Annotated in this window: 11 protein-coding genes, 1 tRNA gene and 2 pseudogenes; 2 read left to right on the top strand and 12 right to left on the bottom strand. The window is 67.5% G+C overall.

From position 1 onward, the window contains the following. Positions 1-178 precede the first annotated feature (178 nt). The 11 genes and pseudogenes from BAU07_RS19550 to BAU07_RS19505 form a co-directional block, all read right to left on the bottom strand. Complete coding sequence (locus tag BAU07_RS19550; RefSeq protein WP_066661215.1) at positions 179-715, bottom strand: DUF934 domain-containing protein; 537 nt, start codon at positions 713-715, stop codon at positions 179-181. Beyond that, entirely contained in the window at positions 708-2,435 is a 1,728-nt protein-coding gene (locus tag BAU07_RS19545; RefSeq protein ID WP_066661213.1) for a nitrite/sulfite reductase, read from the bottom strand. The genes BAU07_RS19550 and BAU07_RS19545 overlap by 8 nt, the downstream gene beginning before the upstream one ends. Positions 2,436-2,804: 369 nt before the next feature. Then, positions 2,805-3,254, bottom strand: coding sequence for an HU family DNA-binding protein (locus BAU07_RS19540; protein ID WP_066661211.1), 450 nt, complete (start codon positions 3,252-3,254; stop codon positions 2,805-2,807). A gap of 220 nt (positions 3,255-3,474) precedes the next feature. Further along, complete coding sequence (gene cobA / locus BAU07_RS19535; protein WP_066661209.1) at positions 3,475-4,257, bottom strand: uroporphyrinogen-III C-methyltransferase; 783 nt, start codon at positions 4,255-4,257, stop codon at positions 3,475-3,477. A gap of 12 nt (positions 4,258-4,269) precedes the next feature. Then, positions 4,270-7,008, bottom strand: coding sequence for a nitrate reductase (locus BAU07_RS19530; protein ID WP_066661206.1), 2,739 nt, complete (start codon positions 7,006-7,008; stop codon positions 4,270-4,272). Then, positions 7,008-7,382 carry a nitrite reductase small subunit NirD gene (gene nirD / locus BAU07_RS19525; RefSeq protein WP_084025880.1) on the bottom strand — a complete coding sequence of 125 codons (375 nt, stop codon included), beginning with the start codon at positions 7,380-7,382 and terminating at the stop codon, positions 7,008-7,010. The genes BAU07_RS19530 and nirD overlap by 1 nt, the downstream gene beginning before the upstream one ends. Positions 7,383-7,396: 14 nt before the next feature. After that, entirely contained in the window at positions 7,397-9,829 is a 2,433-nt protein-coding gene (gene nirB / locus BAU07_RS19520; protein ID WP_066661205.1) for a nitrite reductase large subunit NirB, read from the bottom strand. Positions 9,830-9,858: 29 nt separating this feature from the next. Continuing rightward, a pseudogene (locus BAU07_RS27240) lies at positions 9,859-10,959 on the bottom strand (CmpA/NrtA family ABC transporter substrate-binding protein); the annotation flags it as partial. A gap of 222 nt (positions 10,960-11,181) precedes the next feature. After that, positions 11,182-11,970, bottom strand: a pseudogene (locus tag BAU07_RS27235) (ABC transporter ATP-binding protein); the annotation flags it as partial. Positions 11,971-11,974: 4 nt separating this feature from the next. After that, positions 11,975-12,799, bottom strand: a complete 825-nt coding sequence (ntrB, locus tag BAU07_RS19510) for a nitrate ABC transporter permease (protein ID WP_066661203.1) — start codon at positions 12,797-12,799, stop codon at positions 11,975-11,977. Positions 12,800-12,811: 12 nt separating this feature from the next. Continuing rightward, the gene (locus BAU07_RS19505; protein ID WP_066661202.1) at positions 12,812-14,107 is read right to left on the bottom strand and encodes a CmpA/NrtA family ABC transporter substrate-binding protein; all 1,296 of its coding nucleotides are present in this window, start codon (positions 14,105-14,107) and stop codon (positions 12,812-12,814) included. A 489-nt stretch (positions 14,108-14,596) separates the two neighbouring features. Here BAU07_RS19505 and BAU07_RS19500 point away from each other — a divergent pair, with 489 nt between their 5' ends. Then, on the top strand, positions 14,597-15,175 hold the full coding sequence (locus BAU07_RS19500; RefSeq protein WP_066665572.1) for an ANTAR domain-containing response regulator: 579 nt from the start codon (positions 14,597-14,599) through the stop codon (positions 15,173-15,175). Positions 15,176-15,314: 139 nt separating this feature from the next. Here BAU07_RS19500 and BAU07_RS19495 read toward each other — a convergent pair whose 3' ends face one another. Next, positions 15,315-16,772, bottom strand: a complete 1,458-nt coding sequence (locus BAU07_RS19495; protein ID WP_066661198.1) for a phospholipase D-like domain-containing protein — start codon at positions 16,770-16,772, stop codon at positions 15,315-15,317. 160 nt (positions 16,773-16,932) lie between these two features. Here BAU07_RS19495 and BAU07_RS19490 point away from each other — a divergent pair. Further along, positions 16,933-17,008 (top strand) — tRNA-His (locus BAU07_RS19490). Positions 17,009-17,484 lie beyond the last annotated feature (476 nt).

Here is a 17,484-nt window from a genome sequence, read left to right as displayed (position 1 = left end):
AAGCACTGTGCCCGCCCGCGCGGAAAGCGCGGCCTGGCGAAGTCGAAGGTCGATTGCCCGCGCGGACCGGGCCCATCGCCCGGGATGCCGCACCGTTGACGATGCGCAGGAGGGCAATGCCGGGCCGCCGCCAGCGGCCCGGCATTGCGTGAGGGAGAGCTGGCGTCCTCGTCGGCCGTCAGGAGACGGCCATTTCCGGTTGCGGCGGCCGCTTATAGCCGCGCTGGTAGTGGTGCGTGAAGGTCTGCAAGGCGTGCAAGGCCTTGCGCGGGTCGTGGCCGGGCTTGACGACGAAGCTGTCGAAGCCGCAGCGCGCCTGGTAATGGATGGTGTCGATCAGGACGTCCCCCACCGCGCGCAACTCTCCTTGCCAACCATAATGCGTGCGCAGGAGCTGTGCGATGGAATAGCCGCGGCCATCCGTGTAGATGGGAAACTCGACGGCAATGTAGGCGATGCCACGCGGGTCGATGGTGCGCGCGTCGCCTTCCGCGAGGTCCGCCGGATCGGCGTCCGGGCCGAGCTGGATGGCGACCGGATGCTGCCTGGCGCGCAATGTGTCGCGCGATTGCAGCCAGAGCGCCAGCGGAACGATCCAGTCGGGCTCGTCGGGCGGCAAGGCCGCGCCAGCATCGTCCGGGGTATGACGCCGAGCGGTATCGGCTTGCAGGCGGCCATGGCGGATCAGGTTCGGTACCGGGTTCTGTTCAGGCATGGGCGGGCTCCTTCTGGCGCGCGGCGTCGCCGTAGACGTCGGTCTTGAACGGCTCGATGCCCACGCGCGACACAACGTCGACGAAGCGTTCTTCTTCGCTATCGCGCAGCCGCAGATAGGTGTGGATCAGTTTCTCGACGACGCCGGGCACCTCGTCGCGGGCAAAGGACGGGCCGATGATGCGGCCGATGGCCGCGCCGCCGGCGCGCTGCGGATCGATGTCCTGGAGATTGTCGCCCGCCCCGTTCTGGCGTCCGCCGATCGTGACCTGGTACCACTCCTCGCCGGCCTTGTCCACGCCCAGGATGCCGATGTGGCCCACGTGATGATGGCCGCAGGCATTGATGCAGCCAGAGATGTTCAGGTCCAGTTCGCCGATCTCGAACAGATAGTCCAGGTCGTCGAAACGGCGCTGGATGGCCTCGGCCACCGGTATCGATACGGCGTTGGCCAGCGCGCAGAAATCGCCGCCGGGACAGGAAATGATGTTGGTCAGCAGGCCGATGTTGGGCGTGGCCAGCTTGAGTGGCTTGAGCGCGCTCCAGAGCTCGTACAGGCGGCTGCGGCGTACGTCGGCGAGGATCAGGTTCTGCTCGTGCGACACGCGCATTTCACCGAAGGAGTAATCGTCGGCCAGGGCGGCGATGGCGTCCATCTGGTCGGCGGTGACATCGCCCGGAGGCGACCCTGTCGGCTTGAGCGACAGCGTCACGGCGGCATAGCCGGACACCCGATGTGTCCGGACGTTCTTGCGCAGCCAGCGGCCGAAGGCGGGGTCGGCGGCGGCCAGCGTGTCGGTGGGATCATGTTCGTCAGCCGCCGCGGCGTCGTACTGTGGCCAGGTGAAGCGTCCGGCGATCGTGTCGAGGTCGCCCTGCGTAAGGGTGTCCGGGCCGCCCTTCAGGAAGGACCATTCCTGCTCGACCTGCTCGGCGAAGACTTCCGGCGTCAGGTCCTTGACCAGGATCTTGATGCGAGCCTTGTACTTGTTGTCGCGGCGTCCGTGCAGGTTGTACACGCGCAGCACCGCCTGCAGGTAGGTCAACAGGTCGTGCCAGGCGACGAAGGGCTTGATGAGCTTGCCGACGATGGGCGTGCGGCCCAGCCCGCCACCAACCCATACCCGGAAGCCCACCTGGCCGTTTTCCATCAGCGCCTGCAAGCCGATATCGTGCACGCCGACCGCGGTACGATCCTCGTGGGCCCCGCTCACCGCGATCTTGAACTTGCGCGGCAGGAAGGCGAACTCGGGATGCAGCATCGACCACTGCCGGATGATCTCGCACCACACCAGGGGATTGGTCACCTCGTCCGGCGCGACGCCGGCGAAATGGTCGGTCGTGGTGTTGCGTATGCAGTTGCCGCTGGTCTGGATGGCATGCATTTGAACCGTGGCCAGGTCGGCCAGGATGTCCGGCACTTCTTCCAGGCGCGGCCAATTGAACTGCATATTCTGGCGCGTGCTGAAGTGCCCGTACCCGCGGTCGTACTTGCGCGCGATATGGCCGAGCATGCGCAACTGGCGGGACGTCAGCATGCCGTACGGGATGGCCACCCGCAGCATGGGCGCATGGCGCTGTATATAGAGTCCGTTCTGCAGCCGCAGAGCGCGGAAGTCGTCTTCGGACAGTTCGCCGGCCAGGAAACGTTGGGTCTGGTCGCGGAACTGCATAACGCGCTCTTCGACCAAGCGCTGGTCTGTGGGGTCATACACGTACATGTCTATGCGCCTCGATTACGCATGCCGATTGCAGTGCGGCCAGCGTCGGAAGCGCGGCCGGAAAGCGTAATCGTAGCGTGGTTGGACGGCGCATGTTGGGCTATCCACCCCAGGTTATTTGCTTAGACGAGCCCCTTATTAGCGCATGCCGCATTCGCATTCGCCGCCGCTGCATGCGGGTCCCTTGTGAGCGGTGCAAACCAGGCGCGCGGCAGCCTGAAAGCAAAAGGCCTGAGTCCGGTGCGATACCGGGCTCAGGCCTTTTCGACCCTTGGTTCTTGAACGGTTCCGCTCTTGAGCCAATCCGCGCGTCAGTTCACGCGCGCGGGTTCCAATGCATAGCCTTGCGGCCTGCTTGCAGCAGCCGTATTACTGCGCGGCGTCCTTCAGCTTCTTCAGCGGACGGACCTTGACCTTGACCGAAGCCGGCTTGGCCGGGAACCAGCGCTCTTCGCCGGAGAACGGGTCCTTGCCGAAACGCTTGGGCTTGGCGGGAACCTTCTGGACCGAGATCTTGAACAGGCCGGGCAAGGTGAATTCGCCGGCGCCCTTCTTGTTCACGGATGCCAGCACGGCGCCTTCCAGGTTGGCCAGCACGGCCTTGACCGACTTGGCTTCCACGCCGCTTTGTTCGACCAGGTGGGTCACCAGCTGGCTTTTGTTCAGGGCGCTCTTGATCGAGGCGATGGGCGAGGCGGCTTTCTTGGCCGGCGCGGTCTTGGTCACAGCGGCCTTCTTTGCCACGGCTTTCTTGGCCGGGGCTTTCTTGGCAGCGGTCGTAGAGGCTTTCTTTGCAGGAGCTTTAGCTTTAGTGGCCATGGTCGATTGTATGGTTGGGTTGAGTTAGCACAAGGCTCGCGCCGTACGCCTGGCGCCGGCTGAACGCGATGATACTGAAGCCGCGCTCTTATGTACATTATTTGGCGCGGATTACGCGTGAAAATGCGCTGGAGAGGCGCTACAACAACGGTTGTGCGCCTCCGGAGCCCTGAAAACAGGGGTTTTTCGCGCGGTCCACCGCCGCGCAAGCGGCATGCGATCAGGCCGCGCGGCTCATGGATGCACCGGGCGCGGCCGCGTCGATCAGCGTGACGGCTTCGCCGATCACGATCACCGCGGGGCTGGAAAGCCCGGAAAGGTCGATGTCGGCGGCCATGCTGTCGATGCGCGAGACGACGTGGCGTTGCTCCGGACACGAGACGCGATGCACGACGGCGACGGGCGTGCGGCCTGCAAAACCCGCTTCCTGCAGTTCGCGCGCCAGCATGGCGGCATCGCGCATGCCCATGTAGCACACGACGGTGAGCCCGCTGGCGGCCAGGCCGCGCCAGTCGGGACGGGACGCGTCCATGGTGTGCGCGGTGACGAGGGCCACGCCGCGGCTCAGGCCGCGATGTGTCAGGGGCAGGCCCAGGGCCGCGCCCACCGCGAGCCCCGCGGTCAACCCGCCCACCGCCTCGGCTGCGATGCCGCGCGCCGCCAGCCAGGCCAGTTCTTCGCCGCCGCGCCCGAAAATGAAGGGGTCGCCGCCTTTGACGCGCGCCACGATCCGGCCTTGGCGGGCATAACGGGCCATGAGCCGGAGGATAAAGTCCTGGGGGGTGGAACGGCAGCCGCCGCGCTTGCCCACCTTGACGATGCGCGTGGCGGGCGCGGCCAGCGCATGGATGCCGGGGCCCACCAGGTCATCGACCAACCAGACATCGGCCTCGCGCAGCACGCGCGCCGCCTTCACGGTCAGCAGTTCAGGGTCGCCGGGACCGGCCCCGACCAGCCAGACCTTGCCGGTGCCGTGCGGTGCGCAAGTGGATACGGGGGGCATTCGATGAACTCCTCACGGGTGGGTGGGATGGGCGCGCGCCAGCATGCGCGCGATTTCCGGGCCGCAGGAACCGCAGCCGGTGCCGCAGTGCAGGGTCTGCTGCAGGCCGTCCATGTCCAGGCCGGCGGCAATGCCGGTTTCGATGGCTTCGTCCGTGACGCCGTGGCAGACGCAGACGGTGCGAGCGCGGCGCGCCGGTGCGCCGCGGCCCATCAGCAGCTGCGCCGTGCTGGCGGGCGGCGGGCCGCCATCGGCCCACGCCGACAGGGCGTCCCAGGGGCTCACGTCGCCGGCGAGCAGGAAGGCCACGGGCGTCTTGCCGTCCAGCGCCACGCGGCGCAGGATGCCGCGATTCGGATCATCGAAAGCCGCGTGCGGCTGGGCCAGCCCCAATGCCGCAGCCATTTCCTGCAGCGTCACGACAGGGGCCGCATGCTTGGCGGCCACCGCGATGCGCAGGCCGCCACCGCCCATCGCGGTGGGCAGCAGCACTGCATAGGGAAAGCGCCGCAGCCATGGCGAGAGCGCCCGCCGCAGCGCGGCCGCGTCGCCTTTCAGCCAACCCATGGCCTGCCAGGGCAATTGCGCAGCTTCGACGGCGATGGCGCTGTGCTTGAGCTCCGGCTGGTGCGAATACGGGTCGCGCGCCGGATTGGTGAGCGCGTTGATGCCGTCGCCGGCGATAAACGCGCTGCCCCAGTGCATAGGCAGGAAGGCGTGGCCAGGCTTGAGGCCCTCGTCGGCGCGCACGGCCATGAAGAGCTGTCCGCGCCGCGACTTGATCCTGGCCAGCGCGCCGTCGGCCAGCCGCAGGCGCTGCATATCGCCCGGATGCAGCGACAGGCAAGGCTCTTCGACGTGCCGGGTCAGCGCCAGGGACAGCGCGGTGCGCGCCATCGTATGCCAGTGATCGCGCAGCCGCCCCGTGGTCAGGCGCAGCGGATACTGCGCCGACACCGCTTCCGCCACGGGCGCATAGCCCACGTCCACGAAGCGGGCGCGGCCGTCGGGCGTGGCGAAGCGACCGTCGGCATAGAGCCGCGGTATCGCGCTTGCGTGGGGGTGGTAGGGCCATTGCTGCGGGCCGTCCCGGTCCAGGATGTGATAGGTCAGGGCGCTGTAATCCAGGTCGCGCCCCGAGGTGGTCCGCGCATGTTCTGCGAAAACCTGGCTCTCATCGGCGTAGTCGAAGCATGCAGTCTTCGCGGGCGCGATGCGCGCCGCCAGCCGGGTCGCCACGGCCGCAGCCAGGCGCCAGTCCGGCCGCGCATCCCCGGGCGGCGCGATGGCCGCGCGTACGCGGCTGATACGCCGTTCGGAGTTGGTCACCGTGCCGTCCTTCTCCGGCCAGGTGGCGGCCGGCAGCACCAGATCCGCGTAGGCCAGGGTTTCGCTGCCGGCGTAGGCGTCTTGCACGATAACGAACTCTGCCTTGTCCAGGGCCGCCCGCACGCGCGCCTGGTCGGGCAGGGACTGCGCCGGGTTGGTCGCCACGATCCACAGCAGCTTGATGCGTCCGTCCCGCGCGGCGTCGAACATGTCGATGGCGGGCAATCCCGGCGCTGCGGGCAAGCTGTCCACGCCCCACAGCGCCGCGACGGCGGCACGGTCGGCCGCATTGGCAGGGTCGCGGTGGCCGGGTAGCAGGGTGGCCATGCCGCCGGCCTCGCGGCCGCCCATCGCGTTGGGCTGGCCGGTCAGGGAGAACGGACCGGCTCCGGGCTTGCCGATCTGCGCCGTCGCCAGGTGCAGGTGGATCAGCGCCGCGTTCTTGGCGGTGCCGCTGCTCGACTGGTTCAGGCCCATGGTGTACAGCGACAGCGTGGCCGGCGAGCGGGCGAACCAGCGCGCCGCCTGCACGATGTCGGCGGCCGGCACGCCGCAGACGTCCTGCGCCGCGCGTGGCGTGAACTCGTGGACGCGTTGCTTCAAGGCGGTAAAGCCGGCGGTGTGGGCGTCGATGTAGGCGCGGTCGATCAGATCTTCCCAGATCATGACGTTCAGCATGGCGTGGAACAGCGCCACGTCGGTGCCGGGCAGAATGGGCAGGTGCAGGTCGGCGGCGGCCGCGGTGTCCGTGCGCCGCGGATCCACCACGATCACCTTCATGTCGGGGCGCGCCTGGCGCGCGGCCTCCAGGCGACGGAAAAGCACCGGGTGCGCATAGGCGACATTCGCACCCGCGATGAAAACCGTGGCGGCGGCGTCAAGGTCTTCGTAGCAGGCGGGCGGCGCGTCGGCGCCCAGCGTCTGCTTGTAGCCCGCCACGGCGCTGGACATGCACAGGCGCGAATTCGTATCGACGTTATTGGTGCCGACCAGGGCACGGGCCAGCTTGTTGAATACGCTGTAGTCCTCGGTCAGCAACTGGCCGGACAGGTAGAAGCCGATGGCGTCGGGGCCGTGGCGCTCGATGGTTTGCGCCAGCCGGTCCGCGGCGACGTCCAGCGCCTGGTCCAGCGCCAGTTCGCGCCGCGGCGTGGCGCGGTCCGGACGCCATTGCGCCCGCAGCACCCGCGATCCGTCGCGACGCACCGTGTCGGCAAGGTTCATGCCCTTGCTGCACAGCCTGCCCTGGTTGGAGGGATGCCGGTCGTCCCCGCTGACCGCGATGACACGGTTGCCCTGGGCCTGCACACGCACGCCGCAGCCCGTGCCGCAATAGCAGCACACCGAGGACACCGTACGGATGCCGCCGGGAAGCGCGGCGGTGGCCGGGGCGCGGAGATCGCCGATAAGAGGGGCGTCCATCAGCCTTGCGCCTCCATGGCCAGGTGCACGATACCGTCCTCCACCCGCACGGGTATGGTCTGGACGCAGCCCACGTCCGGCGCCTGCGCCTGGCCGCTGTCCAGTTCGATGGTCCAGCCGTGCAGCGGGCACGTGACGGCGTGGCCGTGCACCAGCCCGGCCGACAGCGGGCCGCCCTTATGGGGGCAGCGGTCGATGACCGCGAAAATGCGGTCGTCGCGGCAGCGGAACAGGGCGATGTCTTCGGCGCCGGCGCGGCGCACCACGCGCGTCCCCAGCGGCGGGATGTCCTCCACGCGACAGACCCCGGGGGATGTGCGGGCATCGGCCCGTCCGCGGCGTCCGTCCAGGACGGGGGTATCGGCTTGGGTCATGGCGTCTCCTTGCTTCAGGCGGACAGGGTCTGGTAGTCGCGGGCCGCCGACGGCGAGGCTGTCCGTTCGACCCAGGGATCGGCTTCGAAGGACAGCGCGAAACGCAGGCGGGCGTACAGGGCGGCCCGCTGCGCCGCATCTTCCACCACCTTCGCCTTGGCGTAGTCCAGGCCGACACGCGCCAGGAAGTGCACGGTGCGCTCCAGGTAGAACGCTTCCTCGCGGTACAGCTGCAGGAAGGCGCCGGTGTGTTCCAGGACTTCCTGCGCCGTCCTGACCTTGGCGAAGAACTGCGCGGCCTCGGTCTTGATGCCGCCGTTGCCGCCGACATAGAGCTCCCAGCCGGATTCCACCGCGATGACGCCCACGTCCTTGATGCCCGACTCGGCGCAATTGCGCGGACAGCCGGACACCGCCAGCTTGACCTTGTGCGGGCTCCACATGCCGAACAGGTCCTTTTCCAGCGCGATGCCCATGGCGGTGGAGTCCTGCGTGCCGAAGCGGCAGAATTCGCTGCCCACGCAGGTCTTGACGGTGCGCAGGCTCTTGCCATAGGCGTGGCCGGAAGGCATGTCGAGGTCCGCCCAGATGGCGGGCAGGTCTTCCTTTCTGACGCCCAGCAGGTCGATGCGCTGGCCGCCGGTGACTTTCACCAGCGGCACCGCGTACTTGTCCGCCACGTCGGCGATACGGCGCAACTCCGCGGCATTTGTGACGCCGCCCCACATGCGCGGCACCACGGAATACCTCCCGTCTTTCTGGATATTGGCGTGCATGCGTTCGTTGACCAGGCGCGACTGCGGGTCGTCGCGCGCTTCGCCGGGCCAGGTGCTGATCAGGTAGTAGTTGAGCGCCGGCCGGCAGGTCGCGCAGCCGTCGGGCGTGCGCCATTCCATGAACGCCATGGCGTCCGCGACAGAGGTCAGGTGCTGCGCGCGGATCGCCTTGCGCACCTGGCCGTGCGTCAGGTCGGTACAGCCGCAGAGCGGCTTTTCCGACTTCGGCTTGACGTCGGCCGCGCCGCCCACGCAGTTGATGAGGATCTGTTCGACCAGCGGGGCGCAGGATCCACAGGAGCTGGACGCCTTGGTGTACTTCCTGACGTCGTCGACCGTGAACAGTCCCTGCTCGCGTATCGCCTGCACGATGGCGCCTTTGCACACGCCGTTGCATCCGCAGACTTCCGCGCTGTCCGGCATGGTTGTGACGCGGTTCTCGCCCGCGTGGCCGGTATCGCCCAGGATTTGCTCGCCCAGCATCAAGTGGTCGCGCAGATCCGCGATGGACCTGCCTTCGCGGATCAGGCGGAAATACCAGGCGCCATCGGCGGTGTCCCCATAGAGGCAGGCACCCACCAGCTTGTCGCCCTTGACCATCAGCTTCTTGTAGATGCCGCCGACCGGGTCGGCGAGCGTGATGGCCTCGGTGTCAGGTCCGCCGATGAAGTCACCCGCGGAGAATACATCGATGCCGGTGACCTTGAGCTTGGTCGAGGTGACGCTGCCTTCGTAGCGTCCGATGCCATGCAGGGCGAGATGGTTGGCCGCCACCTTGGCCTGTTCGAACAGCGGGGCGACCAGGCCGTAGGCGATGCCACGGTGGCTGACGCATTCGCCGACCGCATAAATGCGCGGATCATAGGTCTGCATCGTATCGGAGACGACCACCCCGCGATTCACGTACAGCCCGGCCGCTTCCGCCAGGGCTGCGTTGGGCCGGATGCCCACGGCCATCACGACCAGGTCGGCGTCGACTTCCTCGCCGTCGGCGAAACGCACGGCGCGCACCCGGCCCGATGGGTCGCCGAGGATGGCCGCCGTCTGGCGCGGCATCAGGAAGGTCAGGCCGCGGGCTTCCAGGCTCTGACGGAGCAGGGCGCCGGCGCTGGCGTCAAGCTGGCGCTCCAGCAGCGTTTCGGCCAGGTGCACGACGGACACCGACATGCCGCGCGCCGCCAGCCCGTTGGCGGCCTCCAGGCCGAGCAGGCCGCCGCCGATCACGACGGCGCGCCGGTGGCTGGCCGCCGCTTCGATCATCTGGTTCACGTCCTGGATGTCGCGGAACGTGATGACCCCTTGCAGGTCCTTGCCGGGGACCGGCAGGATGACCGGACTGGACCCCGTGGCGAGCAGCAGCTTGTCATAAGGCGCCACCGTGCCGTCCTCCGCCTGCACCTGGCGACGCGCCCGGTTGATATGCGTCACGGTGCGGTTGAGCAGGAGGCGTATGCCATGGTCGGCATACCATTGCACGTCGTTCAGCACGATGTCCTGCACGGTGTGCTCGCCGGTCAGGACGGGCGACAGCAGGATGCGGTTGTAGTTCGGCCACGGCTCGGCGCCGAACACGGTGATGTCGTACAGGTCCGGGTCGAGCTTGAGCAGTTCTTCCAGGGTGCGGACGCCGGCCATGCCGTTGCCCACCATGACGAGTTTCGGTTTATCCATGCGAGGTCTCCAAGGCGTCCATCGCGCTTTCAAGCACCCGCGTCGGCGGCCTGCGTCGCGTCCCGGCGCGCGGCGATGGGAAAGCTGGTGGCGTAGGACGCGGCGTCGCGGGCGCGCCAATGCCGGCCATCGAACAGGCGCACGTCGCGGTCGGTAGAGGGCGGCACCGGCACGCCCGCCGCTGCCGCGGCCTGCGCGTACAGGGCGGTGCGTTGCACCTCGCTCGCCACGGCGCGGTAGTCGGGGGCTTCGCGCAACAGGCCCCAGCGCACGAACTGCGTCAGGAACCACATGCCGTCGGACGGATAGGGATAGGTGGCGCGGCCCGCGTCGAAGAAGGTCAGGCCGTCCTTGTCCTGCCACTGGCGGCCCAGGCCATCGCGTCCGTGTCCCGCCAGGCAGCCCGCGATCAGGTCGGCCGGCTGGCCGATCAGGTCCGGCTGCGCCAGCCGGCGGGCCACGGCCTCGCGGTTGGCGGGATCGTCCACATAGCGCGCCGTGTCCAGCAAGGCCGCCGTCAACGCGCGTGCGGTATTCGGGTGGGCGTCGACCCATTGCGCCGTGGCGGCCAGCACCTTCTCCGGGTGCCCCGGCCACATGGACTGGGTGGTGGCCACATTGAAGCCCGCACCGGTCTCGATGGCCACCGTATGCCAGGGTTCGCCGACGCAGAAGCCATGGACCAGGCCGTCCTGCAGCGCCGCGACCGTGCGCGGTGGCGGCACTACCACCCGGTCGACGTCGCGGGTCGGGTCGATGCCGTGCGCGGCCAGCCAATAGGCCAGCCACATGGCGTGCGTACCCGTGGCGAAGGTATGCGCCAGCGTCAGGCTCTCGCCGGCGCGCACGGCCTGGGCCAGGGCCCAGCCGTCGCGTATGCCGCGTTCGGCGATGCTGCGCGCCAGGACGATGCCCTGGCCGTTCTGGCTCAGCGCCATCAGGATGGCCATGGGCGTGGCATCCCCGCCGATGCCCAGGTGCGTGCCATAGACCATGGAGTAAAGCGCATGCGACGCGTCCAGCGTGCCGTCGCCCAGGCCGTCGCGCACCATGGCCCAGGAGGCCTGTTTGCGCGTCTCGATCCGCAGGCCGTAACGCTTGTCGAAGCCGAGCTCCGCCGCCATGGCGACGGTGGCGCCGTCGACCAGGGGAATGAAGCCGAGGCGAACGGTCTGTTTTTCCGGCTTGTCGCTGCCGGCGAGCCAGGCGCCTGCCACGCGGCTGTCCGCGTTGCCGCCTTCCGCCATGGCGGGGGTGTCGGGAATCGCGGGCAGTTGGATCGCATGGAGGGAATGAACCGGATCGGCGGGAACCGCCGCGGTGGCCGGGGCCGGTTCCGCCGGCGTTTTTCCCAGGGCGGGGTTGCCATAGCGCCGGTGCAGGAAATCCACCACCGCCGCGCGGCAGGCCAGGTAGGCGGGATCGTTGGCCAGTTCGACGCGGTCGCGCGGGCGCGCAAGCGGCACGGGCAGGACCTGCCCGATGGTGGCGGCGGGGCCGTTGGTCAGCATGACGATGCGGTCCGACAGCAGGACGGCCTCGTCCACGTCGTGCGTGACCATGATGGTCGTGGTGCGCGTCTTCGCCACGATCTTCAGCAGTTCGTCCTGCAGATGGGCGCGCGTCAGCGCGTCCAGCGCGCCGAAGGGCTCGTCCATCAGCAGGACCTTGGGCTCCATGGCCAGCGCGCGGGCGATGCCGACGCGCTGCTTCATGCCGCCGGATATCTCGCGCGGCAACTTGGAGCGCGCGTGCGTCAGCCCCACCAGTTCCAGCGCGGCGTGGGTGCGTTCCACCATGCGCGCCTTGCCTTCCAACTGGCCGAACACGCGCTCCACGCCCAGATATACGTTCTGGAAGCAGCTCATCCAGGGCAGCAGGGAATGGTTCTGGAAGACCACCGCGCGTTCCGGCCCGGGCCCGGCGATCTCCTTCTCCGCGCACAGCAGTACGCCGGACGTGGGACGGGACAGCCCCGCGACGAGGTTCAGCAGCGTGGATTTGCCGCACCCCGAATGGCCGATCAGCGTGATGAACTCGCCCTGCGCCACCGTCAGATCGATGTCGCGCAGCGCCACGAACGGACCCTTGCGTGTCTGGAACACCTGGCCCACGCGCTCGATGCGTACGAATTTCTGCATGGCTTTACTCCTCGTAGGTGAAGTGCCGGGCCAACTGCATCAGCAGCACTTCCAGCACCAGGCCGACGATGCCGATGATGAAGATGGCGATCACGATGTGTTCCACCTTGAGGTTGTTCCACTCGTCCCAAAGCCAGAAGCCGATGCCCGTACCTCCGGTCAGCATCTCGGCGGCGACGATCACCAGCCAGGCGGTGCCGATGGACAGGCGCACACCCGTCAGCACGTAGGGCAGCACCGCGGGCAGCAGTACACGCGTCAGGACTTTCCATTCGGACAGGTCCAGCACGCGCGCCACGTTCAGGTAGTCCTGCGGCACGCGCGTCACGCCTACCGCGGTATTGATGATCATCGGCCAGATCGAGCAGATGAAAATGGTCCAGATGGCGGCGGGATCCGCCGACTTGAACAGCAGCAGGCCCAATGGCAGCCAGGCCAGGGGCGATACGGGCCGCAGCAGGCTCACGATGGGCGACAGCATGGCGTTCAGCGCCTTGAACCGGCCGATGGCGAAGCCCACCGGAATGCCGACCACGGCCGCCAGGCTGAAGCCGGCCGCCACGCGCAACAGCGAGGCCAGCACATTCCAGCCTATGCCTTTGTCGTTGGGGCCGTTGTCGTAGAAGGGGTGTGCGAACAGCGCCGTCGCGGCATCCCAGGTCTTCGCCGGTGTGGGGATCGCCGGCGCCAGCATGGCGATGACCTGCCACACCAGCACGAAGATCGCGAAACCGGCCGCCGGCCCGATGACGGCGCGCAGGGCGCCTTCGAAGCGCTCGCGCCAGGCGTGGCCCAGGCGGGCAAGGGGGAGGGAAAGCGAACGTTCCATATCGGCTCCTGGTCAGGCCTTGATCTTGAAACCGTCCGCATACGCGGCCGGATTGCTGCCATCCCACACGATGCCGTCGATCAGCCTGGCGCTGCGCATGTCCGCGGCGGGCAGGGTGGCCCCGGCGGCCGTCGCCGCCTGCTTGTAGACGTCGATGCGGTTGATCTGCCGCGCCACGGCCAGGTAATCGGGATGTTCCTTCAGCAGTCCCCAGCGCTTGTGTTGGGTCAGGAACCACATGCCGTCGCTGAGGTAGGGAAAGTTCGCGGCGCCGTCGCCATAGAAGCGCATCGCATGCGCGTCGTCCCAGGTCTTGCCCAGGCCGTTGGCGTAGCGGCCCAGCATGCGGTCGACGATCACCGACATATCGGTGTTGATGTAGGACTTGGCTGCTACGGTTTCGGCGGTCTTGCGCCTGTTCTCCGCCGAGGCGTCTATCCATTTGCCGGCCTCCAGCACGGCCGCCGTGACAGCGCGCGCCGTGTTGGGATACCGCGTGACGAAGTCTGCCGTGGTTCCCAACACCTTTTCCGGATGATCGACCCAGATGTCCTGCGTCGTCGCGGCGGTGAACCCGACCTTGTCGGAGATGGCGCGCGCATTCCACGGTTCGCCGACGCAGAAGCCGTCCATATTACCGATGCGCATGTTGGCCACCATTTGCGGCGGCGGGACGGTGATCACCTTCGCATCGCGCATGGGGTCGATGCCGTAGGCCGCCATCCAGTAGTACAGCCACATCGCATGCGTGCCGGTCGGAAAAGTCTGCGCGAAGGTGTAGTCGCGCTTCTGCGTCGACATCTGCCTGGCCAGCGATGCGCCGTCGGTCACGCCGGCATCCTTCAGTTGCTGCGACAGCGAGATGGCCTGCCCGTTCTGGTTCAGCGCCATCAGCACCGCCATGTCTTTCTTCGGTCCGCCGACGCCCAGGTGGACGCCGTACACCAGCCCATACAGGACATGCGCAAAGTCCAGTTCGCCGTTGATCAGCTTGTCTCGCACGCCCGCCCAGGACGCTTCTTTCGACGGCGTGATCTTGACCCCGTACTTCTTGTCTATGCCCAGCACCGACGCCATGACCACGGAGGCACAGTCCGTGAGCGGAATGAAGCCGATCCGGACCTCGGGTTTCTCGGGAGCATCCGAGCCGGCGGCCCAGGCACCGGCACGCACCAGGGGATCCACCAGGGTCAGCAGGCCGGCGCCGGCCAGACGCTGGGCGGACTGGGCGATCCAGCGACGCCGTCCAGGATTCGCCATGGCCGCGGGCGTGGAAGTCGGATGCTGCAGACCTTTGTTGCGCTTCATTCGTCGCTCCAGTCAAAAAAAAAACGTTCCGCGCGCCCGGGAAGCGATTCCCTGGACGTGCGGAACGTCGTTGTTCCGGTTGCCGCGCTGACGGCAGTGACGACCCCCGTTGGCCGTCGCTTTCATCAAAGCAATAGGTATGCCAGTTTTCGGCCGGCCCCGGCTTCGGGAGATGAAACGCCGCTCTCTCCGGGGATGGGGCGCCGTTCAAAGGGCCGACCGGCCTGTGGTTGCAGGGATGCGCGGTCGTCGCGCCTTGCGGCGAGATGGTGCGGCGGCAGGGGCCTATGCGCCATTGCGGTGCAACATGCAGTGCATGGGGCCGGCGGGTGTGCGCCGGCCAGCGTTCTCCGCTCCTGCCTGTGCGGGGGCAGGGGCGGCGTTCGGACCGGTTGCCTCCCGGCAGGCCGACGCTGTTCCGGCGGACGCGGGCGAGGCGGCGAAATGGCATACATTTTGCGTTGCATGCCTATATGGCAGGGAGCGGACATGCTTAGGGTGATGTTGATCAAGGACGGGAAAGGCCGCGTGGCCGGCCTGCGTCACACCCTGGCCGAAGCCGGCGTCGAGGTCATCGCCGAGGTCGTTCCCGAGCCCGACCTGGCCGCCACCGTCGCCCGTCTGGCCCCCGACGTGGTGCTGATCGACACCGACGCCCCCGCGCGCGATACCCTCGAGGGCGTATGCGTGGCCAGCGCCCACAGCGAACGGCCTGTCGTCATGTTCACCGGTACGCACGATCGCGATGCCATCCGCCAGGCGTTGCAGGCCGGCGTCGCCGCCTACGTGGTGGGGGAGGTCCCGGCCTCGCGCATCCAGAGTCTGCTGGACGTCGCCATCGAGCGCTTCGCCGTCGACAAGGCGCGGCGGGAAGAGCTCAGCGAAGCGCGGCAGCGCCTGGCCGAACGCCAGTGGGTGGAGAAGGCCAAGGGCCTGATGATGTCGCTGCGCGGCGTGTCGGAGGAAGAGGCCTACCGCATGCTGCGCGAACGCGCGATGACCAGCCAGCGCCGCATCGGCGAGGTCGCGCGCGAGATGGTGGAAGTGGCCGGCTGGCTGAAGGGGTAGGCGCGCGGGACAGCTTCATGAGCTTCACGCGCGGCCGCGTCCGGAATGTCGCGGTCACGCGCCTGCCGCCTGCGCGTCGTCGCCCTTGTCCGGCAGCGGCGATGGCTTCCGCTGGTGCCCACGCGCGGCAGCGGCCCGCTCAGAGGTAGGGTGTGGCCAGCCAGATCACCTTGTTCCGCAATCGCTTGGGGAACGGCATGGCGTCCAGCAATTGCAAGGTCTGCGGGATGGCGGTCGCGATGGCGCTATCGATACGCGCCCCTATCCATTCGGCCACCGCACGATCGTAGATCTCCGTATCCAGCTCGAAATTGAGCCGCAGGCTGCGCGGGTCCAGGTTCGAGGAGCCCGTGTACGACCACGCATCGTCCACGGTCATCAGCTTGGAATGGTCGAATGCGCCGGTGGTCCGCCATACCTGGCAACCGCAGCGGATGACCTGGTCCAACTGCGCCGTCATGGCATAGTCGACCAGGCGCAGGTTGTTCTTGCCGGGGATCACGATATCGACACGGACCCCGCGGCGTGCCGCGGTCGCCAGCGCGCCGATCAGCGTCTGGTCGGGCAGGAAATAAGGCGACTGGATGCGCACATGGCGCTGGGCCACCGCCAGCGCTCCCAGCAGCATGTTGTGGGTGCTGCCGATGGAGCGGTCCGGGCCGGACGGCACGCACCGCACCGCGGCGCCGCCGGCCGGTCCGCTGGCCGCATGGTTGAACCACAGGGCGCCGGCGAGCGACTCGCCCGTCGTGAAGTCCCAATCGTGGGCGAACACCGACAGCAGTTGCGTTACGACGGGGCCTTCGTAGCGAAAGTGCGTATCGCGGTTGGTGTCCTCACGGGCCAGCGCCGTCACGAAGGCGGCGCGGATATTCATGCCCCCGGAAAAACCCACACTGCCGTCCACGATCAGGATCTTCCGGTGGCTGCGCAGGTTCGCGTATGGCATGCGCAGGAAACCCAGCGGGTTCGTCATGAAGCGTGCGGTCGGCACGCCGTTTTTCTTCAGCAGTTTGACGATGGGCGGGCGCGAATAGTGCGCCCCCACGGCGTCGATGAGCACACGCACCTGCACCCCGCGCGCATGGGCCTCGATCAGCGCCTGGGCGACCTCCCGCCCGATAGGATCGTTGTCGAAGATATAGCTTTGCAGGGCCACCGTATAGCGCGCCTGGCGTATCGCCTGCAGCATCGCCGGATAGGTTTCGTCGCCCCCCGCCAGCGGCTGCACCGTATTGCCGCCCGACAGCTGGAAATGGCTGATCTGGTCGGCCAGGATCTTCATGGACGCGAATTGCGGCGCCGACAGGGGCACCACATCGACTTCGTGCGCCGCAGGCTCGCGCGAATAGGCCACCATCGCCTCGTCGCGTAGCTGCGACACGCGCGTGATCCGGATGCGGTTGACCCCGGCGACGAAATACGCCGCCGCGCCGAAGAGGGGCGAAAACAGCGTGACGCTCACCCAGCCAATGGCGGCGCGCACGTCGTTCTTCGTCATGGCGGCGTGGACGGCGGCCCCGGCCCCCGCGCCAAGGCTGATCGCGAACACAATATGAGGCCAGTAGGCCTCCAGGATCTGGTGCATTTCGCGCATGGTGATTGTTGGTATTGGTTGCCGGGCGAGTTGCGGAATCGGCCGGCGCTCCCATGAGCCGGCCAAGGCGGGAGAATACCAAGCCGCGGCCCTGGCGGTAACGGCGCGGCTCTTGGAAAGAGCTTATCGAAGCATGCTAGAATCTCGCTTCTTCGCTGCGGTGGCTGTAGCTCAGTTGGTAGAGTCCCGGATTGTGATTCCGGTTGTCGCGGGTTCGAGTCCCGTCAGCCACCCCATAAAATCAAGTACTTGCGCCAACTTCAAAGAACCATAAATGGTGGCAAGACTCGGAAATGGTGGCATGGATTCCGCGCTGGACTTGATTTCGACGATCCCGCGACGGTCATAAATCCGCCTCGTCGTTGCCGGATTCGCATGCGTTTCGGGGTTCTCATCCCGCGCTGCCATCACGGTAACGTAGTACGCCCGCAGGTCGTGGAAGGTGAACCGCTCGTTTCCCACAGCCCGCCAAGCTTGCGTGATCTTGGCTCATCGAGTTTTGAATCCTTTGGCTTCCATGGCAAGGTAGCTGGGCTGCCGAATGCCAAGGCGAGTGGCCATTTCAGGGTTCGCGCGCCGCGGTGTTTCGCGGCGTGCGTGCGATGAGGCGCGACTGGTGCGGAGTAACCCTGTATGCTGTCGGGGTGCATCGTGCACCTGTCAGGCATTAGGGAGTACCCATCATGGCCAAAGGTCAGCTTCGCGGTAATAA

This window comes from Bordetella flabilis (genome assembly GCF_001676725.1).
Classification (GTDB): domain Bacteria; phylum Pseudomonadota; class Gammaproteobacteria; order Burkholderiales; family Burkholderiaceae_B; genus Bordetella_C; species Bordetella_C flabilis.
This window is presented reverse-complemented; position numbering and strand designations above follow the sequence as displayed.